This window comes from Mesorhizobium sp. RCC_202 (assembly GCF_041355295.1).
Taxonomy (GTDB): Bacteria; Pseudomonadota; Alphaproteobacteria; order Rhizobiales; family Rhizobiaceae; genus Mesorhizobium.
Window position 1 is genome coordinate 343,988 of the sequence record NZ_JBFUPO010000005.1, and the last position, 17,030, is coordinate 361,017.

Genomic DNA, 17,030 nt, shown 5'->3' on the forward strand with positions numbered 1-17,030 from the left:
GGCTCGGCGTGTGACCCAGACTCATGCCGGACGACATCCAGATTTCGAAATTCATGAGCCTTGTGCTGCGGCATGCTCCGGAGCAGGCAGGCCTCACGCTTGACGAGAATGGCTGGGCCGATCTCGGCGCTCTCTGCGCTGTGATCGAACGGAAATTCGGCGCTTCGACCACCGATGTTGCGCGCATCGTTGCGGAAAACCCGAAACAGCGGTTCGCCATCGAAGGCGACCGCATTCGCGCCGTGCAGGGCCACAGCGTCGACATCGATCTTGGCCTGGCGCCAAGCAACCCGCCTGCCGTCCTCTATCACGGCACCAAGGAAGGGTTTCTCCCGGCCATTCTGCGCGAGGGGCTGCGCAGCCAGTCGCGCCAGCATGTGCATCTGTCGAAAGACATTGGGACGGCTCTCGTCGTGGCACGGCGCCGCAAGGGAAAAGATGTTATCCTGCGCGTCGACTCGGCGGCCATGGCTGGGGATGGGCTGATTTTCTTCCTCTCCGGCAATGGTGTCTGGTTGACCGACCACGTTCCACCCCGGTATCTGCAAGCGACCAGCGAACGGGAACTGCCATGAAATCAGCCGTCGTCCTCCTGCCCGGCCTCAACCGCGACCGCGACATGATCGCGGCGCTGACCAAGATTTCCGGCCAGGCGCCGGCGACCGTGTGGCAGACCGACACCGAAATCCCCGATGTCGACCTGATCGCAATTCCCGGCGGCTTCTCCTTCGGTGACTATCTGCGTTGCGGCGCGATCGCGGCGCGCATGCCGGTGATGCGGGCGGTCGCCGAAAAGGCCGCCAAGGGCGTCACCGTCATCGGTGTCTGCAACGGTTTCCAGATCCTGGTCGAGGCCGGCCTGCTGCCCGGCGCGCTGATGCGCAATTCGTCGCTGAAATTCGTATGCCGGCAGGTCAAGCTCGAGATCGCCAACGCCAATACCATGTTCACCCGCCGCTACCAGCCCGGGCAAATCATCCGCTCGCCGGTGGCGCACCACGACGGCAATTATTTCGCCGACGCCGAGACGCTCGCCCGTCTCGAAGGCGAAGGCCAGGTGGTGTTCCGCTATGCGGAAGGCACCAACCCCAACGGCTCGATCAACGACATCGCCGGCATCGTCAACGACAAGGGCAATGTTCTCGGCCTGATGCCGCATCCGGAGAACTTGATCGAGGCAGCACACGGCGGCAATGACGGCCGGGCGCTGTTCGAAAGCGCGCTCGGCATCGCTGCTTGATCTTTTAAGACTTCCAGAACGCAGGGGCGGACTGACCATGAGACCGACGATTTCTCGCCTTGCTCTCCTGGCCGCCGCCGGGCTTGCCCTGGCTTCCTGCCAGTCCAGCCCGAAGACCGCGCCGGTATCTTCCGGTAAAAGCGCCTCGTTGCTGGCCATGGAGCAGGTCGCCATCTCGGCGCACAAATGCTGGATCGCCAGCAAGGATCCGGCCTTCAAATCCTATCAGATGGCCAATGAGCTGAACTCGTTCAGCGGCACGCCGCGCTTCCTCCTGGTGCCGGCCAAGCAATATGGCGGCAAGCCGCTGCTGGTCGTGCAGGCGCAGGGCAATTCCAGCCGCGTCGACGCCTTCGGACCGCTGATGAACGATCCGCTCGGCGCACGCATCGGTTCCGACATCGCCCGCTGGCAGGCAGGCAATCCGTCCTGCACGGCAGCCGCGTAAGCCGCCATGGCCCGGTTCCTGCAGATCGCGGGACTGGTTATCGGCCTCGCCGGGCTTGTCCTGCAGTTCGCAATCAGCATGCCGGCATCGATGGCGGCCGGCCGCGGCCTGCTCGGCTCGATCGTCTTCTATTTCAGCTTCTTCACCATCCTGACCAACATCGCGGCCGTGCTGGTACACGCTTCGCTGGTGTCACCGGTCGGCTACGCCTGGTTCCCGGCCTTCGCCGGCGCACGGATGCGCGCCGGCGTCGCGGTCTCGATAACTCTGGTCTTCATCGTCTATGCGGCGGTGCTGGCAAGGCTGTGGCAGCCGCAAGGGCTGTTCCTGCTCTGCGACGTGCTGCTGCACTACGTAACGCCGGTGATCTTCGTGCTGTGGTGGCTGTTCGCGGGCGCCGACGGCGCCACGCGTTGGCGCGACATCTCCTGGTGGATGATCTACCCGCTCGCCTACCTCGCCTATGCGCTGATACGCGCGCCTTTTGCCGGCGAGGTGCCCTACCCGTTCCTCGATGTCTCCAAGAACGGCGCGGCCAGCGTCGCCTTGGCATCGCTGGCCATCACCGCGCTGTTTGTCGGATTGAGCGTGTTGGCCGTGCTTGTCGATCGCGGCATCGCACGGCTGCGCCGTTGATCACTCCCAGAACGACCTGATACCTTCGCGGTGTGCGTCGCAGCGCGAGACGCCGATGTCCTTGAGCTGCTCGTCGGTCATTTCCAGCAAGGCAAGGCGGCCGCGGCGGCGTTCGAGCATCCGGTCGAGTTGGCGGGCGATTGAACCGAGCATAATGACGACGCGATTCACAAAGCCCCCGCGAACCTGCGTCCGGACCTTGAGCGCCGGACCGGTGTAGCGAATTGTCTCGATTGTATCCATTGTCGTTCCACCTTGTCTCGATTGCACCCTTTCAATCGCAAACTCGATATGGATTGACTCATCTCGCGGGGCAATATAGAAAATTGTCACCATGACAAATTGGCTCCCTGACCTCTCCTCTGGTTCCGGTCCGCTCTATCAGCGTCTTGCTGACAGCATTGAGTCAGATATCGACAAGGGCGTCATCGATGCCGGTGCGAAACTGCCGCCACAGCGCGACCTTGCCTATGACATCGGCACCACCGTCGGCACGGTGGGCCGCGCCTATCAGCTGCTGCGCGAGCGCGGGCTGGTCAGCGGCGAAGTCGGGCGCGGCACCTATGTGCTGGCCCGGCAATCGGAAACGGCGACGCCCGAATTCGCCGCACCCGCCGTGCAAGGCACGCGCTATGTCGACGCGCCGCCCGGCAAGCTGCGCTTCGACAGCACGGCGGCGCCCGACATCGGCCAGGGCGCCATTGTCGCCGATATGCTGTCGCGCACGGCGCAGGACTATCCGCATGAGATTTCGAGCTACACTAGGGATTTTCCGGATCGCTGGTTCGAAGCCGGCGCCCGCTGGCTGTCGCGCAATTCCTTCCGTCCGGCCACTGAGGCCATCGTTCCCACACTCGGCACCCATGCCGCGGTGATGGCGGCGATCGCGGCGCTGACCACACCCGGCGACTATGTCGCCTTCGAGCACCTCACCTATTCGCAGATTTCGCGCAGTGCCGGCCTGATCGGTCGCCGCACGGCGCTGGTGGCGTCGGACGAGGAAGGCATCGACCCTGAGGATTTCGAGCGCGTCTGCGCGCAAAAGCATCCGAAGATGATCTTCCTGATGCCGACGGCGCAGAATCCCACTTTGGCGTGCCTGTCGGCGCCGCGCCGCGCCGCGATCGCGCGCGTCGCGCGCGAATACAATGTCGTCCTCATCGAGGACGATCTCTATGGCAGCCTGACCGACGATCCGGCGCCGCTGCTGGCCGAATATGCGCCTGAGCGCACCATCGTCGCCGGCGGGTTGTCAAAATCCGTCGCCGCAGGTGTCCGCGGTGGCTGGCTGTCCTGCCCGCCCGCCTACCGCCATCGCATCCGTGTCGCCCACAAGATGATAACCGGCGGCATGCCGTTCCTGCTGGCGGAGGTGAATGCCAGGCTGGTGCTGTCCGGGCAGGCCGATGACATAAGCCGACGCAGCATTGCCGAAATCAGCGCCCGTATGGCGATCGTGCGCGAAACGCTGGCCGGCTTCGCCTTCCGGTCGCACGATAAAGTACCCTTCGTCTGGCTGACCTTGCCAGAACCATGGCTGTCCGGAACCTTCAAGCAGGCCTGTCTCGAGCATGGCGTGCTCATCGACGACGAAGACGAGTTCAAGGCCGGCCGCTCCGAACAGGTTTTTCACGCCGTTCGCTTCGGCGTCTCGCAACCGAAACGGCGCGAGGACGTCGCCGGCGGCGTCGCGGTGATCCGCCGGCTGCTGGAAGAAGGCCGTGCCGGCTACGACAGCTTTTCCTGAGATGCGCGGCCGACGAAGCTGACGGTCAGCCTTCTGCCTTGAAATTCTTGGCTTCCTTCACGGCCTTTTCCTTGCCGTGCTTCTCAGCCAGGTCCTTGGCCTGCTTCGGCGAAACGTCGGTGGTTTCCGCGATATGCATGGCCTCCTTCTCCGAGAGGCGATTGTCTTTCTTGCCTTGCCTGGTAGCCATTTCAAAATCTCCTGATTGGTCGAGCCCCAACGGCTGGGAGGCCATAGCGTTCCGCACCGGCTCCTCGCTGTCGATAGTTGGTTGTTTTGCGTGTTTTTTCCTCGGTCGATGGGTGTATCGGCCGCAAAGCTTGCGATAAGAGGAAGACTCGAAGCTCCCCTTTACCATGGACACAACCCGCCGCCCATGACCATTTCCAATTCCGTGCCGATCACCCCGGAACTCATTGCCGCGCACGGGCTGAAGCCCGACGAATACCAGCGCATCCTCGATCTGGTCGGCCGTGAGCCAAGCTTTACCGAGCTTGGCATCTTCTCGGCGATGTGGAACGAGCACTGCTCCTACAAGTCTTCGAAGAAGTGGCTGCGCACGCTGCCCACCACCGGACCGCAGGTCATCCAGGGTCCGGGCGAGAACGCCGGCGTGGTCGACATCGGCGACGGCGACTGCGTCGTCTTCAAGATGGAGAGCCACAACCACCCGTCCTATATCGAGCCCTACCAGGGTGCGGCGACCGGCGTCGGCGGCATCTTGCGCGACGTCTTCACAATGGGCGCGCGGCCGATCGCGGCGATGAACGCGCTGCGCTTCGGCGCGCCGGACCATCCAAAGACACGCCATCTGGTCAGCGGCGTGGTTTCCGGCGTCGGCGGCTACGGCAACGCTTTCGGCGTGCCGACGGTCGGCGGTGAGGTCAATTTCGACGCCCGCTACAATGGCAACATCCTGGTCAATGCCTTCGCGGCCGGTCTTGCCAAGACCGATGCGATCTTCCTGTCGGAAGCCAAGGGCGTCGGCCTGCCGGTCGTCTATCTCGGCGCCAAGACCGGCCGCGACGGCGTCGGCGGCGCCACCATGGCGTCGGCCGAGTTCGACGACAAGATCGACGAGAAGCGCCCGACCGTGCAGGTCGGCGACCCCTTCACCGAGAAATGCCTGCTCGAAGCCTGCCTCGAATTGATGGCGTCCGGCGCCGTCATCGCCATCCAGGACATGGGCGCGGCCGGCCTCACCTGCTCGGCGGTGGAGATGGGCGCCAAGGGCGATCTCGGCATCGAGCTCGACCTTGACAAGGTGCCGGTGCGCGAGGAGCGCATGAGCGCCTATGAGATGATGCTCTCGGAAAGCCAGGAGCGCATGCTGATGGTGCTGCGCCCCGAGAAGGAGCAGGAAGCCGAGGCGATCTTTCGCAAATGGGGGCTCGACTTCGCCATCGTCGGCAAGACCACCGACGACCTTCGCTTCCGTGTCATCCACCAGGGCGACGAGGTCGCCAACCTGCCGATCAAGGATCTGGGCGACCAGGCGCCGGAATATGACCGTCCCTGGGTCGAATCCAGGAAGCCCGCGCCGCTTGCGGCAAACGACGCGCCGAAAGCCGACGTCGCCGACGCGCTGCTCAAAATGCTCGGCGGACCGAACCTGTCGTCACGTCGCTGGGTATGGGAGCAGTATGACACGCTGATCCAGGGCAATTCGCTGCAGCTTCCCGGCGGCGATGCCGGCGTGGTGCGCGTCGAAGGCCACGCGACCAAGGCGCTCGCCTTTTCCTCCGACGTCACGCCACGCTATTGCGAGGCCGACCCGTATGAGGGCGGCAAGCAGGCCGTTGCCGAATGCTGGCGCAACCTGACCGCCACCGGCGCCCTTCCCCTTGCCGCCACCGACAACCTCAATTTCGGCAATCCGGAACGGCCCGAAATCATGGGCCAGTTGGTCGGCGCGGTGAAAGGCATCGGCGATGCCTGCCGGGCGCTCGGCTTCCCGATCGTGTCTGGCAATGTCTCGCTCTACAACGAAACCAACGGCCAAGGCATCCTGCCGACGCCGACCATCGGCGGCGTCGGCCTCATTGCCGACTGGTCGAAGATGACGCGCATCGGCTTTGCCGACGAAGGCCAGATGATCGTGCTGGTCGGCGCGCCCGCCACCTGGGGCAGCCATCTCGGCCAGTCCGTCTATATGCGCGATATCCATGGCCGCGCCGACGGTCCGCCGCCGCCGGTCGACCTCGCGCATGAGAAGCGTGTTGGCGATCATGTACGCGCGTTGATTGCCTCCGGAATCGTGACCGCCGCGCATGACCTCTCCGACGGCGGCCTCGCGGTAGCGCTGGCCGAAATGGCGATGGCCTCGGGCATCGGCGCCACCATTCCGGGGCTCAGCGGCACCGACCCGATCCCGGTCTGGTTCGGCGAGGACCAGGGCCGCTATCTGCTGACGCTGTCGGTCGATCCGCAAAGCAAGAAATGGGACGCCATCCGCCAGCAGCAGGAAAAGCTTGGCATCTTCGCGCCATGGATCGGCACCACCGGCGGCAGCACGCTGAAGCTCGGCAATGCCCGCGCGATCCCGGTCGGCGACCTGACCGCCGCGCATGAAGGCTGGTTCCCGCGCTTCATGGATCAGGCCAGTTGACCAGGCTGGAAGCATGTCTCCCGAAAGTGTGCAGCGGTGCGACATGATTTAACCGCCAGGGCGCTGATCGCAGTCGTCTTCTGGCCGTCGCTGTTCTTCTTCTGGTTCCTCGGGCCGTTCGTGTTTTTTCTGCTGTCGACGACCTCGAGCGCGGTTTGTCCGCTGTTGGAAAGGCGCGAGCAGTTCCTGGCTTCGGCCAACGCCACGCTGCCGATGCTCGTCGTTCAGAACCTTATCTACGCGGTTCCGATCGTCTGCCTGGTGCTGTGGAACAGGCTTGCGCCGGACCCGGCGCGGGCACGGCATATCGTGACCTGCGTCAAACTCTTCGTCGTTGCCGCAGTGATCGGCGCGGTCTGGGAATATGGCTCCTCGTTGATCTGCGACGGCTACGGCCAGGCTTACTTCTCAACCGCATGGCAGATGACGAGCTATCTTCCCGTCGTCGTCCTGGTGATCAACATCCCGCTCTATGTGCTGACGTTCAGCCTCGGCCGGGCATTCTCGACCCGCGACGACATCACGGAAGACGGTGTGGTCCACTCCAGCCGGGATGACGCTTAGCCTGCCATTCCCGAGCCAACGGCTTCAATCCGGGCCAGAAAGGCTTTAGGCTCGCGCGAGTCACACATCAGGCTGCCGCCTGGCTGCCCGCTTAAAATAGGATTCCGCCATGGCAATGGATGCCCACGACATCGAAAAACTGATCAAGGACGGCATCCCGGACGCCAGGGTGACGATCCGCGATCTTGCCGGCGATGGCGACCATTATGCGGCCGAGGTCGTGGCCGAAAGCTTTCGCGGCAAAAGCCGCGTCCAGCAGCATCAGATGGTCTATGACGCGCTGAAGGGCAATATGGGCGGCGTGCTGCACGCGCTGGCGCTGCAGACCAGCGTTCCCGACTGAGGTTAGCCCAAAATCGCGTTATCCCTTGCGCCATCGCGATGGCGGCGCGGCTAACGTCTTGTTTCAGCCAATCTATGGGTTTATTTGAAGGATATGTTTCGAGCCTGACTCCCACAGGCGTGAAAGGACCTTCCATGACCGGCATCAACGACTACATCGACAATGAAGTGAAGAGCAACGACGTGGTGCTCTTCATGAAGGGCACGCCCGGCTTCCCGCAGTGCGGTTTTTCCGGCCAGGTGGTGCAGATCCTCGACTATATTGGCGCCGACTACAAAGGCGTGAACGTGCTCGACTCGGCCGAACTGCGCCAGGGCATCAAGGAATATTCCAACTGGCCGACCATCCCGCAGCTCTACGTCAAGGGTGAGTTCGTCGGCGGTTGCGACATCGTGCGCGAGATGTTCCAGGCCGGCGAGTTGCAGGATTTCCTGGTCGAAAAAGGCGTCGCCGTCAAAGCCGCCTCTTGATCGAACGCGCCTGCCCGCATCATAGCTGGCAGCGCTAATTCCGAGGCTGCCCCACCTCGGCATTGTAGTTCTCGACAGTGAGAACGAGACGGACCGATGCGCCGGCCAAGCCGGCGCATGTTCGTTTGGAAGATCGGATTTCGCCGTGGACAAGCAGGCAGCAGCGCAGCAATCGGCAACCCGCTTGCCCATTCCGCGCTGGGAGTTCATCGCGCTCTGCGCGGCCCTCATGGCGCTCAATTCCCTGGCCATCGACATCATGCTGCCGGCGCTGCAGCAGATCGGCGCCTCGCTCGGTGTCGTGAGCGAGAACCATCGCCAGTATGTCATCACCGCCTATATGCTCGGCTTCGGTGGCGGACAGCTCTTCTTCGGGCCGATTTCAGACCGCTACGGCCGCCGCGCGCCGCTGGTTTTCGGCCTGATTGTCTATGTCGCCGCCGCGGCCGCCGCCGCCATCGCGCCGAGCTTCGCCCTTTTGCTGACCTGCCGTCTCATCCAAGGCTTCGGCGCCGCAGCCACCCGCGTCATCGCAGTCTCGATCGTGCGCGACACGTTCGACGGACGCCGCATGGCGGAGGTGATGTCGCTGATCTTCATGGTGTTCATGGCGATCCCGGTCGTAGCACCGGGCATCGGCCAGTTCATCATGCTGTTTGCCAGCTGGCACTGGATCTTCGTCACCATGGCCGTCGGGGCGATGCTTGTTTCGGCATGGGCACTGCTGCGGCTGCCGGAGACTCTGCATCCGGAATACCGCCGGCCGCTGACGGTCAGTTCGGTTGTCGGCGGTTTCCGCATCGTGCTCACCAACCGCCTGACACTGTGCTACGCCTTCGCCAGCACCTTCATCTTCGCCGCCATGTTCGGCTTCATCAGCTCCGCGCAGCAGATCTATGTCGACATCTTCCATGTCGGCGAGCTGTTCCCGGTCATCTTCGCCGGCGTCGCCGGCGTGCTCGCTTTCTCGAACTACCTCAACTCGCGGCTGGTTGGCCAGGTCGGCATGCGCCGCCTGTCGCAAGGCGCGCTGCTTGTGTTCCTGTGCATCAGTCTCGCCTGGCTGGTCGTCTCCCTCGAAATGAAGATGCCGCTCTGGCTGTTCATCACCTTCTTTGCCTCAGCGATGCTGCCCTTTGGCGGGCTCGGCGCGAATTTCAACGCCTTGGCCATGGAGCCGCTCGGCGAGCTCGCCGGCACGGCTGCATCCATTCTGGGCTTCATGCAGACCTTTCTCGGCGCCCTCATCGGCGCGGCGATCGGCCAGGCTTTCAACGGCACGGTGACGCCGCTGGCGGCGGGCTTCTGCAGCGTCTCGGTCGCGGCGCTGCTGATGATCCTCATCGCCGAGCGCGGCAAGATGTTCCAGCCGCACAACGCGCCGGTTTCAGGGCACGTCACGGACCTGCACTAGGGCAATCCCAGGAAAAGTGTGAGCGGTTTTCCGTCCGGAATTGCGTCAAAACAAGGAGTTGGAGCGCTTCGCCGTTTCCATGAAACGGTGAAACGCTCTAAGCACGGTCAGGATTTGCGTTCCTCCGCCGCCGTGAAGAGCGGGCACAGTACGCGCCCCGCGATCGCGCCCCCCATGCCTTTGGTGAAAGGCACCGGCAGTTCCTTTCCAAGAGCCGCAACCACCGAAGCGACGAAAGCTCTGTTCAAATCGTCGTCCGGCCCCAACTTGGAGAAGGTGGCGCGCGGCTTGCCGATAAGCGTTCCGTCCCGGCGAAGCGAAAAGCACAATGTCAGCGACATGCCGCCGGTCCCGCGCGGCGGCTGCCAGCAGGCGTAAATGGCTCCCGACATCTCGGCTATGGCATTGACCGGGTCGCGACTGCCGCAGGCGCGGTCCTGCGCCTGGGCCTTGCCGCAACCTGCGCCCAGGATCAAGGCGAAGACAAAAGCGACCGCCGCGGACCGGAAATTCATGCATCCCCCGACTTCTTGCGAAGTCATTGGGATCCTGCCGACCTCCTGCCCCGCAACGGGCCTTATCCTATTCGGCCCAAAGCTCGCGGCGCAACTCGTCCCAGCTCTCTTTGTCCGGCGCCACCAGCAGCCCGCCGTCGACATGCGACGGCAGATAGGCGCTGCCGTCGATCCGCGCCGCATGGCCGCCGGCCTCCTGATGGATCAGCGCGCCGGCAAGATGATCCCACGGCATCAGCTTGTTGTAGACGACGAAATGCGCATGGCCACTGGCCAGGAGCCGGTATTCATGCGCCGCGCAGCGATAGGCGATTTGCGACAGCGCCTTGGTATGGTTGCGGGCAAGCCGCGAGCGCTCCGGCTCCTCGAGAAACTGCCAGGAGACCGCGCCCGTCATCTGCGACAACGGCACCGGCGCCGCGACATGAACCTTTTCCAGCGCGCCATGCGCATGGCGGATATGGCTGCCCGCGCCCCTGGCGCCGATCAGCCAATCCTTGCCGACCGGATCATGGATGATGCCGGCAACCGTCTCGCCCTTGACGACGACAGCCAGCATGACGCCGAACAAGGGCAGGCCGGAAGCGAAGTTGAAGGTGCCGTCGACCGGATCGATGACGAAGGCAAGCTCGGCATCGCCAAGGCCATCAAGCAGCGCCGGATTGTCGGAGCAAGCTTCCTCGCCGACCACCGTTGCGTCGGGATAGCGCTCGCGCAGCCTGGCGGTGATCAGCCTTTCGGCATTCACATCCGCCTCGGTCACCAGGTCGGCAGCTGACGTCTTCTGCCGGATATCGCCTTCGCCCAGCCGGCGGAAGCGCGGCATGATTTCGGCGGTTGCCGCATCGGCGAGAAGCCCGGCCAGCCAGTCGATCGATTGGTCGTCAAATGTCATCGGCCTGCCCTGCTGTGATGCTCTCATTGAGCGCTGCGAAGTCGAACAGTTTTCGGTCGAGCAGATGCGAGGGCCGCACATTGGCCATGGCGCGGATCATCGTGTCCTTGCGACCTGGCATGCGCTTTTCAATGTCGTCGAGCATCGCCTTCATCGCGTTGCGCTGCAGCCCTTCCTGGCTGCCGCAGAGATCGCAAGGGATGATCGGGAACCGCATGGCGTCAGCGAATTTCTCGAGATCGGCCTCGGCATTATAGGCAAGCGGCCGCAGCACCATGACATCGCCTTCGTCATTGAGGAGCTTGGGCGGCATGGCGGCGAGGCGCCCGCCATGAAAGAAGTTCATGAAGAAGGTTTCGAGAATGTCTTCGCGGTGATGGCCGAGCACCAGGGCCGAGCACCCCTCCTCCCGCGCGATGCGGTAGAGATGCCCCCGCCGCAGCCGCGAGCACAGCGAGCAATAGGTGCTGCCCTGCGGCAGCTTGTCGGTCACCACCGAATAGGTGTCCTGGTATTCGATGCGATGCTGAATGCCATTGGCATTGAGGTAATCGGGCAGGATGTGTTTTGGGAAATTCGGCTGGCCCTGGTCGAGATTGCAGGCCAGCAACTCGACCGGCAGCAGCCCGCGCCATTTGAGATCGAGCAGCAGCGCCAGCAGGCCGTAGGAATCCTTGCCGCCCGATAGCGCCACCAGCCAGCGCTCGCCGGGCTTGACCATGGCGAAATCCACGATCGCCTGGCGTGTCAGCCTGAGCAGCCGCTTGCGCAGCTTGTTGAACTCGACCGAGGACGGCACGTCGGCAAACAGTGGATGAAAACCGCCTTCGGCATCGTCGCCGATCGGCTCAATCGATTTTGCGTCAAGCGATTTGGTATCTGGCAGCATATTCATGGCGCTGATGCCCCGCGGTCTGTTGCCGCCCGGATTAACGGACACAGCTCATAAAGAAAAGGCCGCCTCGAGGGCGGCCTTCGATGTTGCGGCTGATAAAGTTCGCTTAGCGCGAATAGAATTCAACGACCAGGTTCGGTTCCATCTGGACGGCGAACGGAACGTCCGCCAGGCCCGGAACGCGGGCGAAGGTCGCGACCATCTTGTTGTGATCGGCTTCGATGTAATCCGGCACGTCGCGCTCGGCGAGACCAACCGACTCCAGCACGATCACGAGCTGCTTCGACTTCTCGCGCACCTCGACGACATCGCCCGGCTTGCAGCGGTACGAGCCGATGTTGACGCGCTTGCCGTTGACGTTGACATGGCCGTGGTTGACGAACTGACGGGCCGCGAAGATGGTCGGCACGAACTTGGCGCGGTAGACGACCGCGTCGAGACGCGACTCCAGCAGGCCGATCAGGTTCTCGGAGGTGTCGCCCTTGCGGCGGTCGGCCTCTTCATAGACCTTGCGGAACTGCTTTTCCGAAACGTCGCCATAGTGACCCTTCAGCTTCTGCTTGGCGCGCAGCTGCAGGCCGAAATCGGAAAGCTTGCCCTTGCGGCGCTGGCCGTGCTGGCCGGGGCCGTATTCACGCTTGTTGACCGGGGACTTCGGGCGGCCCCAGATATTTTCGCCAAGACGGCGATCGATCTTGTATTTCGCGGATTCGCGCTTGCTCATCGCATTCCCTTTCAAAACAACATACCCGGAAACCCCATGGCTCCGGGCGAAGGAAACGCGCCCTCCTCTGGCCCCCGTTTTCGGGACCTGACAGGGTCTTCCACGCAAAGCGACGGAAAACCCACGGGACACGTCGGTTCAGACAAGACCAGGACAACCGAGGCGACTGGTCTTGATGTATACAAAACAAACACCGGACATCGCTGCCCGGCGTTGGCGGCTGGTTAAACCGAGTTTTAACCGGTGTCAAGCTTGTGAGTGGCCTCGGGTAAGGCAACAATATACCGTTCCCGACGCTGATGCAGTGCCGGATGTGGCGGGAGGTTGCTGCGCCAACGGCACCACTGGAGTTAGAGGAGCGCAATTCTTATGAAGAAATTCTTCCTTACCCTGGCAGGCGCCGCGGTGCTTGTAGGTTCGATGGCGATAGCGCCGGAACCGGCCATGGCCCGTCACTGGCACGGCCACAAACAGGTTTGCCGCGTCATCGTCAAGAAGAGAGTGGTGTGGCGGCATGGTCACCGCAAGGTGTTCGTCGAGCGGATAAAGCGCTGCCGCCGCTGGTAACCGTCCGACAACCGGGAACAGCTTCGATGTCTCGGAAAGTGCCAAGGATTTCAAAGAGCCCGCGATTCGTCGTGGGCTTTTTTGCTGGCGGATGGCTGTCAGCATCGGACCACGCATGAGCCTGCAGGCAGAGACAAGCCGCCGAATCTGAAAGAATGGTCACCGCCAGTGGGTCATCCACAAGTTTCGGCGCTGTCACTTGCTCCATTCACGAGCCTCAGTTCCAGCAACGCTTACGACAAATCCAGGAAGGCCGGGGTCCATGCCGCGGTCCTTTCCCTTTGAAGTTGCCGACTTCGTGATTGGGATGCCGCGCCCCAATCGCTAGCATCCGCGCTCGGGCTCTCTGAGCCAGGGCAACCGAGGAGACATCATGAAGTATGCGGCTTTGATAATGGCGGTTCTGCTGTCAGCACCCATGACCTTCAGCGCGCCTGAAGTGGCTTTCGCGGGCAATGCCAAGTTCTCGGGCGGCGCTAAGCAAGTCTGCCGTTGGCAGACGATCACCCGGCGCGTCTGGCGCAACGGCCGCCCGCACAACGTGACCCACCGGGTCAAGCGCTGCTTCGTCAAGAACCACCACTAAGCCGCGGCTACGACTTCTTTTTGGGCAGGCTTTTGCGCTTGGTCTCGGCGAACTCCTCGAGCTGCTTCTCGCTCATCGATTCGTACATCTCGCGCGACGCGCCCTTGAGTTCGCTTTTCTTGGTCTCGCCGCGCTTGGCGGAAAGTGCGGCGCCGGCGGCTTTTTGCTGGGCTTGCGATGTAGCGGGCATGGTCGTTTCTCCTTTTGCTGTCAGGAGAAACGCGGCGCTTCGGCGGCAGTTCCAGCCTTCCCGTACGTGGGGCGCCAGTGTAGGACGGACGGCATGAAATCACTGACAGACCCCTCACAGGCACTCGCCGCCGGTCTTTCGAAAATCCGCACCGCGTTCCACGTGCCGGATGGATTTCCGCCCAATGTGATGGCTTCGGCGGAAGCGGCGGCCAAGCGCGTGCCCAACCGGCATGTGGATCGCACGGCGGTGCCTTTCGTCACGCTCGATCCGGCGAGCTCAACCGATCTTGACCAGGCGTTCTCGATCGAGGCCAGCGGCAGCGACCTGCTGTTGCAATACGCCATCGCCGACGTCGCCTGGTTCGTCGAGGACGGCGACGCGGTGGATCTCGAAGCCTGGACGCGAGGCGAGACGCTTTACCTGCCGGACGGCAAGGCCGGGCTCTACCCGCCGGTGCTTGCCGAGGCCGCGGCGAGCCTGTTGCCCGATGGCCCGCGTCCGGCGGTCATCTTCACAGTTCGCGTCGCCGAGGACGGCGCGGTGAAGCTGAACGGCGCCGAGCGGGCAATCATCCAAAGCCGCGCCAAGCTCGCTTATGACCGCGTGCAGGCCTCCGACGTTCCGGCCGGCTTTGCGGAACTGGCGCGGCGCATCGCGGCAAACGAAGACCGGCGCGGCGCCTCCCGCGTCGACCCGCCCGAGCAGGAAGTGGAAAGGCTGGCCGATGGCAGCTTCCAGCTTTCGTTCAGGCCGCTTCTGCAATCCGAGAAGGACAACGCAGCACTTTCACTGGCCGCCAATATGGCCATTGCCGACGCCATGCTGGCGCACAAGACCGGGTTGTTCCGGGTCATGGCGGAGCCGGATGGCTTCAAGGTGCAAAGGCTGCGCAACGCGGCACAAGCGCTCGGCCTGTCATGGCCGGCCGCCACCAGCTTGCACGACTATCAGCGGACGCTTGATCCGACCAACAAGCAACAGGCGGCGCTGATGCTGGAGATCCGCCATGCCAGCTCCGGCGCGTCCTACCAGCCCTATGAGGAGGGCGTCGTCCCCTGGCATGAGGCGATGGCCGCGACCTACGCACACTCGACCGCGCCGCTCAGGCGGCTGGCGGACCGCTATGTCGTGCGCTGCACGTTGGCAATCGCCAATGGCCAGCCGGTGCCGCAGGCCGTCAGCGACGCGTTCACCAGATTGCCGAAGGCGATGGGGCGCGCGGATGGCCGCGCTCGACAGGTCAACCACGCGGCAATCGACCTTGCCGAGGCTGTCATGCTGAAGGGGCACGAAGGCGAGATGTTCAACGCCGTCGTCACCGACATCGTCGATCAGGGCGTGCGCGTTCAGCTCGCCGACATGCCTGTCGTTGCCAACGTCAAAGCCTCGGGGCTCCGGCAGGGCGACAGTCTGAAGCTAAAGCTGGTCTCCGCCGATCCGGATCAACGCAGCATCGTCTTCGAACCTGCGTGAGCGATGGTCTCCAAGGCGTGTTGAGATTCGGGTCAGGCCGAGCCGAAAATGGTGGGTTCCGAGAACCGGAGCGGAGCGTACTTAAAGTACGTGAGCACCGGAAGCGCAGGAAACCGGCATTTGCAGGCCGGCCTCACCCGAATATCAATACGCCTTAGCGGGTGGTCAGTCCAAAGCCCTGGATCAGGCGCCTCGTGGCGAAGTCCACCTTGCCCGAGGTGAAGATGGCGATATCGGGCTCGTTCTCGCCTGAAGGCTCGCCCACCGGATCAAGCAGCGACATGGCGCGCCGTGCGATCGCTTCCGCCGGATCGATCCAGTCGACCGGCCAGGGCGCCGTCTTGCGCATGCGATTGACCAGAAACGGATAATGCGTGCAGGCGAGCACGACGATGTCGGTGCGATTGCCGTCGCGTTCGATGAAGCACGGCGCGATCTCGGCGCGCACGGCCTCCTCGTCGACAAAGCCCTCGCGCATATAGGTTTCGGTCAGCCCCGCCAGCCTGTCGCTGCCGACCAGGCGGACATGGCATTTCTGCGCCCATTTGCTGATCAGGTCGCGCGTGTACTGACGCTTCACCGTGCCCGGCGTCGCCAGCACCGAGACCAGGCCGGAGCGGGTACGCTCGGCCGCCGGCTTTATCGCCGGCACGGTGCCAACGAAGAGATGGTCGGGAAATTCTTCGCGCAGCGCATCGATCACCAGGGTCGAGGCGGTGTTGCAAGCGATGACCGAAACCGCGGGTCTAAACCGCTCCAGCAATGTGCCGAACAGCGCCAATATGTGGGCGTTCAGCGCCGGCTCTTCCCAGGCGCCGTATGGAAAGGCCGCGTCGTCGGCAACGTAGACGAAGCGGCGGTCCGGCATCAGCACACGCGCCTCGCGCAGCACCGTGAGCCCGCCGACGCCGGAATCGAACATCAGGATCGGCGGCTGGCTTGATCGATCGCTCATTGTCATCCGGTCCTAGAAGGTTCTGGCTCATAATCGGGCCAATGGCGCTTCTATCGCGAATGATCTTGGTCTTGAAGTGGCTAATCCTGGCAGCTTTCGCGCAGTCGACTACACCCCACGCTTGCCGAAGCCGGCAGGGCGAGGCCTGCCAAAAGGCTGCGGCGCGGGCGGAATGCGAACGGCGGCGCGCGGCACGGCCGGGGCACTGCTGGTTGCGATACGCGCAGCGCCGGCCGGCGTTGGCAGCGGACCGTCAAAGTCGAACATCGAGGTCAGTTCTTCGATGTTGCTGCCGGCGACTGGTTTGGCCCACAGGATCGTGCACCAGAGGCCGAATATGGAAAGCCCAACCAGGTTCAGGCCGCCAGGCACGCTTTCCGGATCGCCGAACCTGATGACCAGCAACGTGCCCGCTTGCAGGAGGGCGTAGAGGCCGGAAAGCACGATGTAGGACCACACGATCCAGCGGTTTTTGTTTGCGTCACGGCCTCGGCGGAGCGCGATGTTGCCGCGCAGCGCGACAAAGATGAGCGAAAAAACCAGGACCGCGCCGGCCAGGCTTTGCCGCGACGGGCCGGGCGCTGAATTGAGCAGCCCTTCGAAGCCGATCGTCGCGCCAATGCAGATGATGATCGCCACCACCTCGCCCACCCAGAGGCCGAGAGAGTAGAGAAAGAAGCGCATCCGGCCAATATTGGACGTAAACATATGCCACCCCCATCGTTTCAATAAGGATGGATCAAAACCGAATAACATT

At 63.3% G+C, this 17,030-nt stretch carries 22 protein-coding genes; 13 read left to right on the forward strand and 9 right to left on the reverse strand.

Annotated elements, in window-relative coordinates; all coding sequences use genetic code 11:
• Positions 1-23: 23 nt before the first annotated feature.
• Genes AB6802_RS14530 through AB6802_RS14545 form a run of 4 tightly spaced genes read left to right on the forward strand, consistent with a single transcriptional unit; the run spans position 24 to position 2,324 of the window.
• Positions 24-575 (forward strand): RNA 2'-phosphotransferase, encoded by a 552-nt coding sequence (locus tag AB6802_RS14530; protein WP_371010800.1) that lies wholly within the window; start codon positions 24-26, stop codon positions 573-575.
• Positions 572-1,240 carry a phosphoribosylformylglycinamidine synthase subunit PurQ gene (purQ, locus tag AB6802_RS14535; RefSeq protein WP_371010801.1) on the forward strand — a complete coding sequence of 223 codons (669 nt, stop codon included), beginning with the start codon at positions 572-574 and terminating at the stop codon, positions 1,238-1,240. The genes AB6802_RS14530 and purQ overlap by 4 nt, the downstream gene beginning before the upstream one ends.
• A gap of 37 nt (positions 1,241-1,277) precedes the next feature.
• Positions 1,278-1,688, forward strand: coding sequence for a hypothetical protein (locus AB6802_RS14540; protein ID WP_371010802.1), 411 nt, complete (start codon positions 1,278-1,280; stop codon positions 1,686-1,688).
• A gap of 6 nt (positions 1,689-1,694) precedes the next feature.
• Positions 1,695-2,324, forward strand: a complete 630-nt coding sequence (locus tag AB6802_RS14545) for a Pr6Pr family membrane protein (RefSeq protein WP_371010803.1) — start codon at positions 1,695-1,697, stop codon at positions 2,322-2,324.
• Here AB6802_RS14545 and AB6802_RS14550 read toward each other — a convergent pair whose 3' ends face one another.
• Complete coding sequence (locus tag AB6802_RS14550) at positions 2,325-2,567, reverse strand: DUF1127 domain-containing protein (protein ID WP_371010950.1); 243 nt, start codon at positions 2,565-2,567, stop codon at positions 2,325-2,327.
• Positions 2,568-2,658: 91 nt separating this feature from the next.
• On the opposite strand from AB6802_RS14550, the gene AB6802_RS14555 reads away from it, so the two are divergent.
• Positions 2,659-4,071 carry a PLP-dependent aminotransferase family protein gene (locus tag AB6802_RS14555; RefSeq protein WP_371010804.1) on the forward strand — a complete coding sequence of 471 codons (1,413 nt, stop codon included), beginning with the start codon at positions 2,659-2,661 and terminating at the stop codon, positions 4,069-4,071.
• A 25-nt stretch (positions 4,072-4,096) separates the two neighbouring features.
• Here the strand turns inward: AB6802_RS14555 and AB6802_RS14560 are convergent, their stop codons facing one another.
• Positions 4,097-4,261, reverse strand: a complete 165-nt coding sequence (locus AB6802_RS14560) for a hypothetical protein (protein WP_371010805.1) — start codon at positions 4,259-4,261, stop codon at positions 4,097-4,099.
• A 186-nt stretch (positions 4,262-4,447) separates the two neighbouring features.
• On the opposite strand from AB6802_RS14560, the gene purL reads away from it, so the two are divergent.
• The 5 genes from purL to AB6802_RS14585 all read left to right on the forward strand — a co-directional run bounded on the left by purL (position 4,448) and on the right by AB6802_RS14585 (position 9,470).
• Positions 4,448-6,679: a phosphoribosylformylglycinamidine synthase subunit PurL gene (gene purL, locus AB6802_RS14565; protein WP_371010806.1), complete on the forward strand. Its 2,232-nt coding sequence runs from the start codon at positions 4,448-4,450 to the stop codon at positions 6,677-6,679.
• A gap of 36 nt (positions 6,680-6,715) precedes the next feature.
• Positions 6,716-7,243 carry a hypothetical protein gene (locus AB6802_RS14570; protein WP_371010807.1) on the forward strand — a complete coding sequence of 176 codons (528 nt, stop codon included), beginning with the start codon at positions 6,716-6,718 and terminating at the stop codon, positions 7,241-7,243.
• Between the two features lie 109 nt (positions 7,244-7,352).
• Entirely contained in the window at positions 7,353-7,586 is a 234-nt protein-coding gene (locus AB6802_RS14575; protein WP_015318146.1) for a BolA/IbaG family iron-sulfur metabolism protein, read from the forward strand.
• A 134-nt stretch (positions 7,587-7,720) separates the two neighbouring features.
• Positions 7,721-8,056 carry a Grx4 family monothiol glutaredoxin gene (gene grxD, locus AB6802_RS14580; RefSeq protein WP_371010808.1) on the forward strand — a complete coding sequence of 112 codons (336 nt, stop codon included), beginning with the start codon at positions 7,721-7,723 and terminating at the stop codon, positions 8,054-8,056.
• A 190-nt stretch (positions 8,057-8,246) separates the two neighbouring features.
• Entirely contained in the window at positions 8,247-9,470 is a 1,224-nt protein-coding gene (locus AB6802_RS14585) for a multidrug effflux MFS transporter (RefSeq protein ID WP_371010951.1), read from the forward strand.
• A gap of 107 nt (positions 9,471-9,577) precedes the next feature.
• On the opposite strand, the gene AB6802_RS14590 is transcribed toward AB6802_RS14585, so the two are convergent.
• The 4 genes from AB6802_RS14590 to rpsD all read right to left on the reverse strand — a co-directional run bounded on the left by AB6802_RS14590 (position 9,578) and on the right by rpsD (position 12,499).
• On the reverse strand, positions 9,578-9,985 hold the full coding sequence (locus AB6802_RS14590; RefSeq protein WP_371010809.1) for a hypothetical protein: 408 nt from the start codon (positions 9,983-9,985) through the stop codon (positions 9,578-9,580).
• A gap of 67 nt (positions 9,986-10,052) precedes the next feature.
• Complete coding sequence (locus tag AB6802_RS14595) at positions 10,053-10,880, reverse strand: inositol monophosphatase family protein (protein ID WP_371010810.1); 828 nt, start codon at positions 10,878-10,880, stop codon at positions 10,053-10,055.
• The gene (ttcA, locus tag AB6802_RS14600; RefSeq protein ID WP_371010811.1) at positions 10,870-11,775 is read right to left on the reverse strand and encodes a tRNA 2-thiocytidine(32) synthetase TtcA; all 906 of its coding nucleotides are present in this window, start codon (positions 11,773-11,775) and stop codon (positions 10,870-10,872) included. The genes AB6802_RS14595 and ttcA overlap by 11 nt, the downstream gene beginning before the upstream one ends.
• A gap of 106 nt (positions 11,776-11,881) precedes the next feature.
• Positions 11,882-12,499: a 30S ribosomal protein S4 gene (gene rpsD, locus AB6802_RS14605; protein ID WP_371010812.1), complete on the reverse strand. Its 618-nt coding sequence runs from the start codon at positions 12,497-12,499 to the stop codon at positions 11,882-11,884.
• Positions 12,500-12,868: 369 nt separating this feature from the next.
• Here rpsD and AB6802_RS14610 point away from each other — a divergent pair, with 369 nt between their 5' ends.
• Positions 12,869-13,066: a hypothetical protein gene (locus AB6802_RS14610; RefSeq protein WP_371010813.1), complete on the forward strand. Its 198-nt coding sequence runs from the start codon at positions 12,869-12,871 to the stop codon at positions 13,064-13,066.
• Between the two features lie 373 nt (positions 13,067-13,439).
• Positions 13,440-13,652 (forward strand): hypothetical protein, encoded by a 213-nt coding sequence (locus AB6802_RS14615; protein ID WP_371010814.1) that lies wholly within the window; start codon positions 13,440-13,442, stop codon positions 13,650-13,652.
• A gap of 7 nt (positions 13,653-13,659) precedes the next feature.
• Here the strand turns inward: AB6802_RS14615 and AB6802_RS14620 are convergent, their stop codons facing one another.
• Positions 13,660-13,842 (reverse strand): DUF3008 family protein, encoded by a 183-nt coding sequence (locus AB6802_RS14620; protein ID WP_371010815.1) that lies wholly within the window; start codon positions 13,840-13,842, stop codon positions 13,660-13,662.
• Between the two features lie 93 nt (positions 13,843-13,935).
• Between AB6802_RS14620 and AB6802_RS14625 the strand changes: the two genes are divergently transcribed.
• Entirely contained in the window at positions 13,936-15,318 is a 1,383-nt protein-coding gene (locus tag AB6802_RS14625) for an RNB domain-containing ribonuclease (RefSeq protein WP_371010816.1), read from the forward strand.
• Positions 15,319-15,472: 154 nt separating this feature from the next.
• On the opposite strand, the gene murI is transcribed toward AB6802_RS14625, so the two are convergent.
• Positions 15,473-16,273 carry a glutamate racemase gene (gene murI, locus AB6802_RS14630; RefSeq protein WP_371010817.1) on the reverse strand — a complete coding sequence of 267 codons (801 nt, stop codon included), beginning with the start codon at positions 16,271-16,273 and terminating at the stop codon, positions 15,473-15,475.
• Between the two features lie 108 nt (positions 16,274-16,381).
• Positions 16,382-17,029 carry a hypothetical protein gene (locus AB6802_RS14635; protein WP_371010818.1) on the reverse strand — a complete coding sequence of 216 codons (648 nt, stop codon included), beginning with the start codon at positions 17,027-17,029 and terminating at the stop codon, positions 16,382-16,384.
• Position 17,030: the final 1 nt, after the last annotated feature.

Excerpts from the sequence above, each read along its gene's own strand:
- AB6802_RS14530 (WP_371010800.1), top strand. The coding sequence starts at position 24 with ATGCCGGACGACATCCAGATTTCGAAATTCATGAGCCTTGTGCTGCGG.
- purQ (WP_371010801.1), top strand. The coding sequence starts at position 572 with ATGAAATCAGCCGTCGTCCTCCTGCCCGGCCTCAACCGCGACCGCGAC.
- AB6802_RS14540 (WP_371010802.1), top strand. The coding sequence starts at position 1,278 with ATGAGACCGACGATTTCTCGCCTTGCTCTCCTGGCCGCCGCCGGGCTT.
- AB6802_RS14545 (WP_371010803.1), top strand. The coding sequence starts at position 1,695 with ATGGCCCGGTTCCTGCAGATCGCGGGACTGGTTATCGGCCTCGCCGGG.
- AB6802_RS14550 (WP_371010950.1), bottom strand. The coding sequence starts at position 2,567 with ATGGATACAATCGAGACAATTCGCTACACCGGTCCGGCGCTCAAGGTC.
- AB6802_RS14555 (WP_371010804.1), top strand. The coding sequence starts at position 2,659 with ATGACAAATTGGCTCCCTGACCTCTCCTCTGGTTCCGGTCCGCTCTAT.
- AB6802_RS14560 (WP_371010805.1), bottom strand. The coding sequence starts at position 4,261 with ATGGCTACCAGGCAAGGCAAGAAAGACAATCGCCTCTCGGAGAAGGAG.
- purL (WP_371010806.1), top strand. The coding sequence starts at position 4,448 with ATGACCATTTCCAATTCCGTGCCGATCACCCCGGAACTCATTGCCGCG.
- AB6802_RS14575 (WP_015318146.1), top strand. The coding sequence starts at position 7,353 with ATGGCAATGGATGCCCACGACATCGAAAAACTGATCAAGGACGGCATC.
- grxD (WP_371010808.1), top strand. The coding sequence starts at position 7,721 with ATGACCGGCATCAACGACTACATCGACAATGAAGTGAAGAGCAACGAC.
- AB6802_RS14590 (WP_371010809.1), bottom strand. The coding sequence starts at position 9,985 with ATGAATTTCCGGTCCGCGGCGGTCGCTTTTGTCTTCGCCTTGATCCTG.
- AB6802_RS14595 (WP_371010810.1), bottom strand. The coding sequence starts at position 10,880 with ATGACATTTGACGACCAATCGATCGACTGGCTGGCCGGGCTTCTCGCC.
- ttcA (WP_371010811.1), bottom strand. The coding sequence starts at position 11,775 with ATGAATATGCTGCCAGATACCAAATCGCTTGACGCAAAATCGATTGAG.
- rpsD (WP_371010812.1), bottom strand. The coding sequence starts at position 12,499 with ATGAGCAAGCGCGAATCCGCGAAATACAAGATCGATCGCCGTCTTGGC.
- AB6802_RS14610 (WP_371010813.1), top strand. The coding sequence starts at position 12,869 with ATGAAGAAATTCTTCCTTACCCTGGCAGGCGCCGCGGTGCTTGTAGGT.
- AB6802_RS14615 (WP_371010814.1), top strand. The coding sequence starts at position 13,440 with ATGAAGTATGCGGCTTTGATAATGGCGGTTCTGCTGTCAGCACCCATG.
- AB6802_RS14620 (WP_371010815.1), bottom strand. The coding sequence starts at position 13,842 with ATGCCCGCTACATCGCAAGCCCAGCAAAAAGCCGCCGGCGCCGCACTT.
- AB6802_RS14625 (WP_371010816.1), top strand. The coding sequence starts at position 13,936 with ATGAAATCACTGACAGACCCCTCACAGGCACTCGCCGCCGGTCTTTCG.
- murI (WP_371010817.1), bottom strand. The coding sequence starts at position 16,273 with ATGAGCGATCGATCAAGCCAGCCGCCGATCCTGATGTTCGATTCCGGC.
- AB6802_RS14635 (WP_371010818.1), bottom strand. The coding sequence starts at position 17,029 with ATGTTATTCGGTTTTGATCCATCCTTATTGAAACGATGGGGGTGGCAT.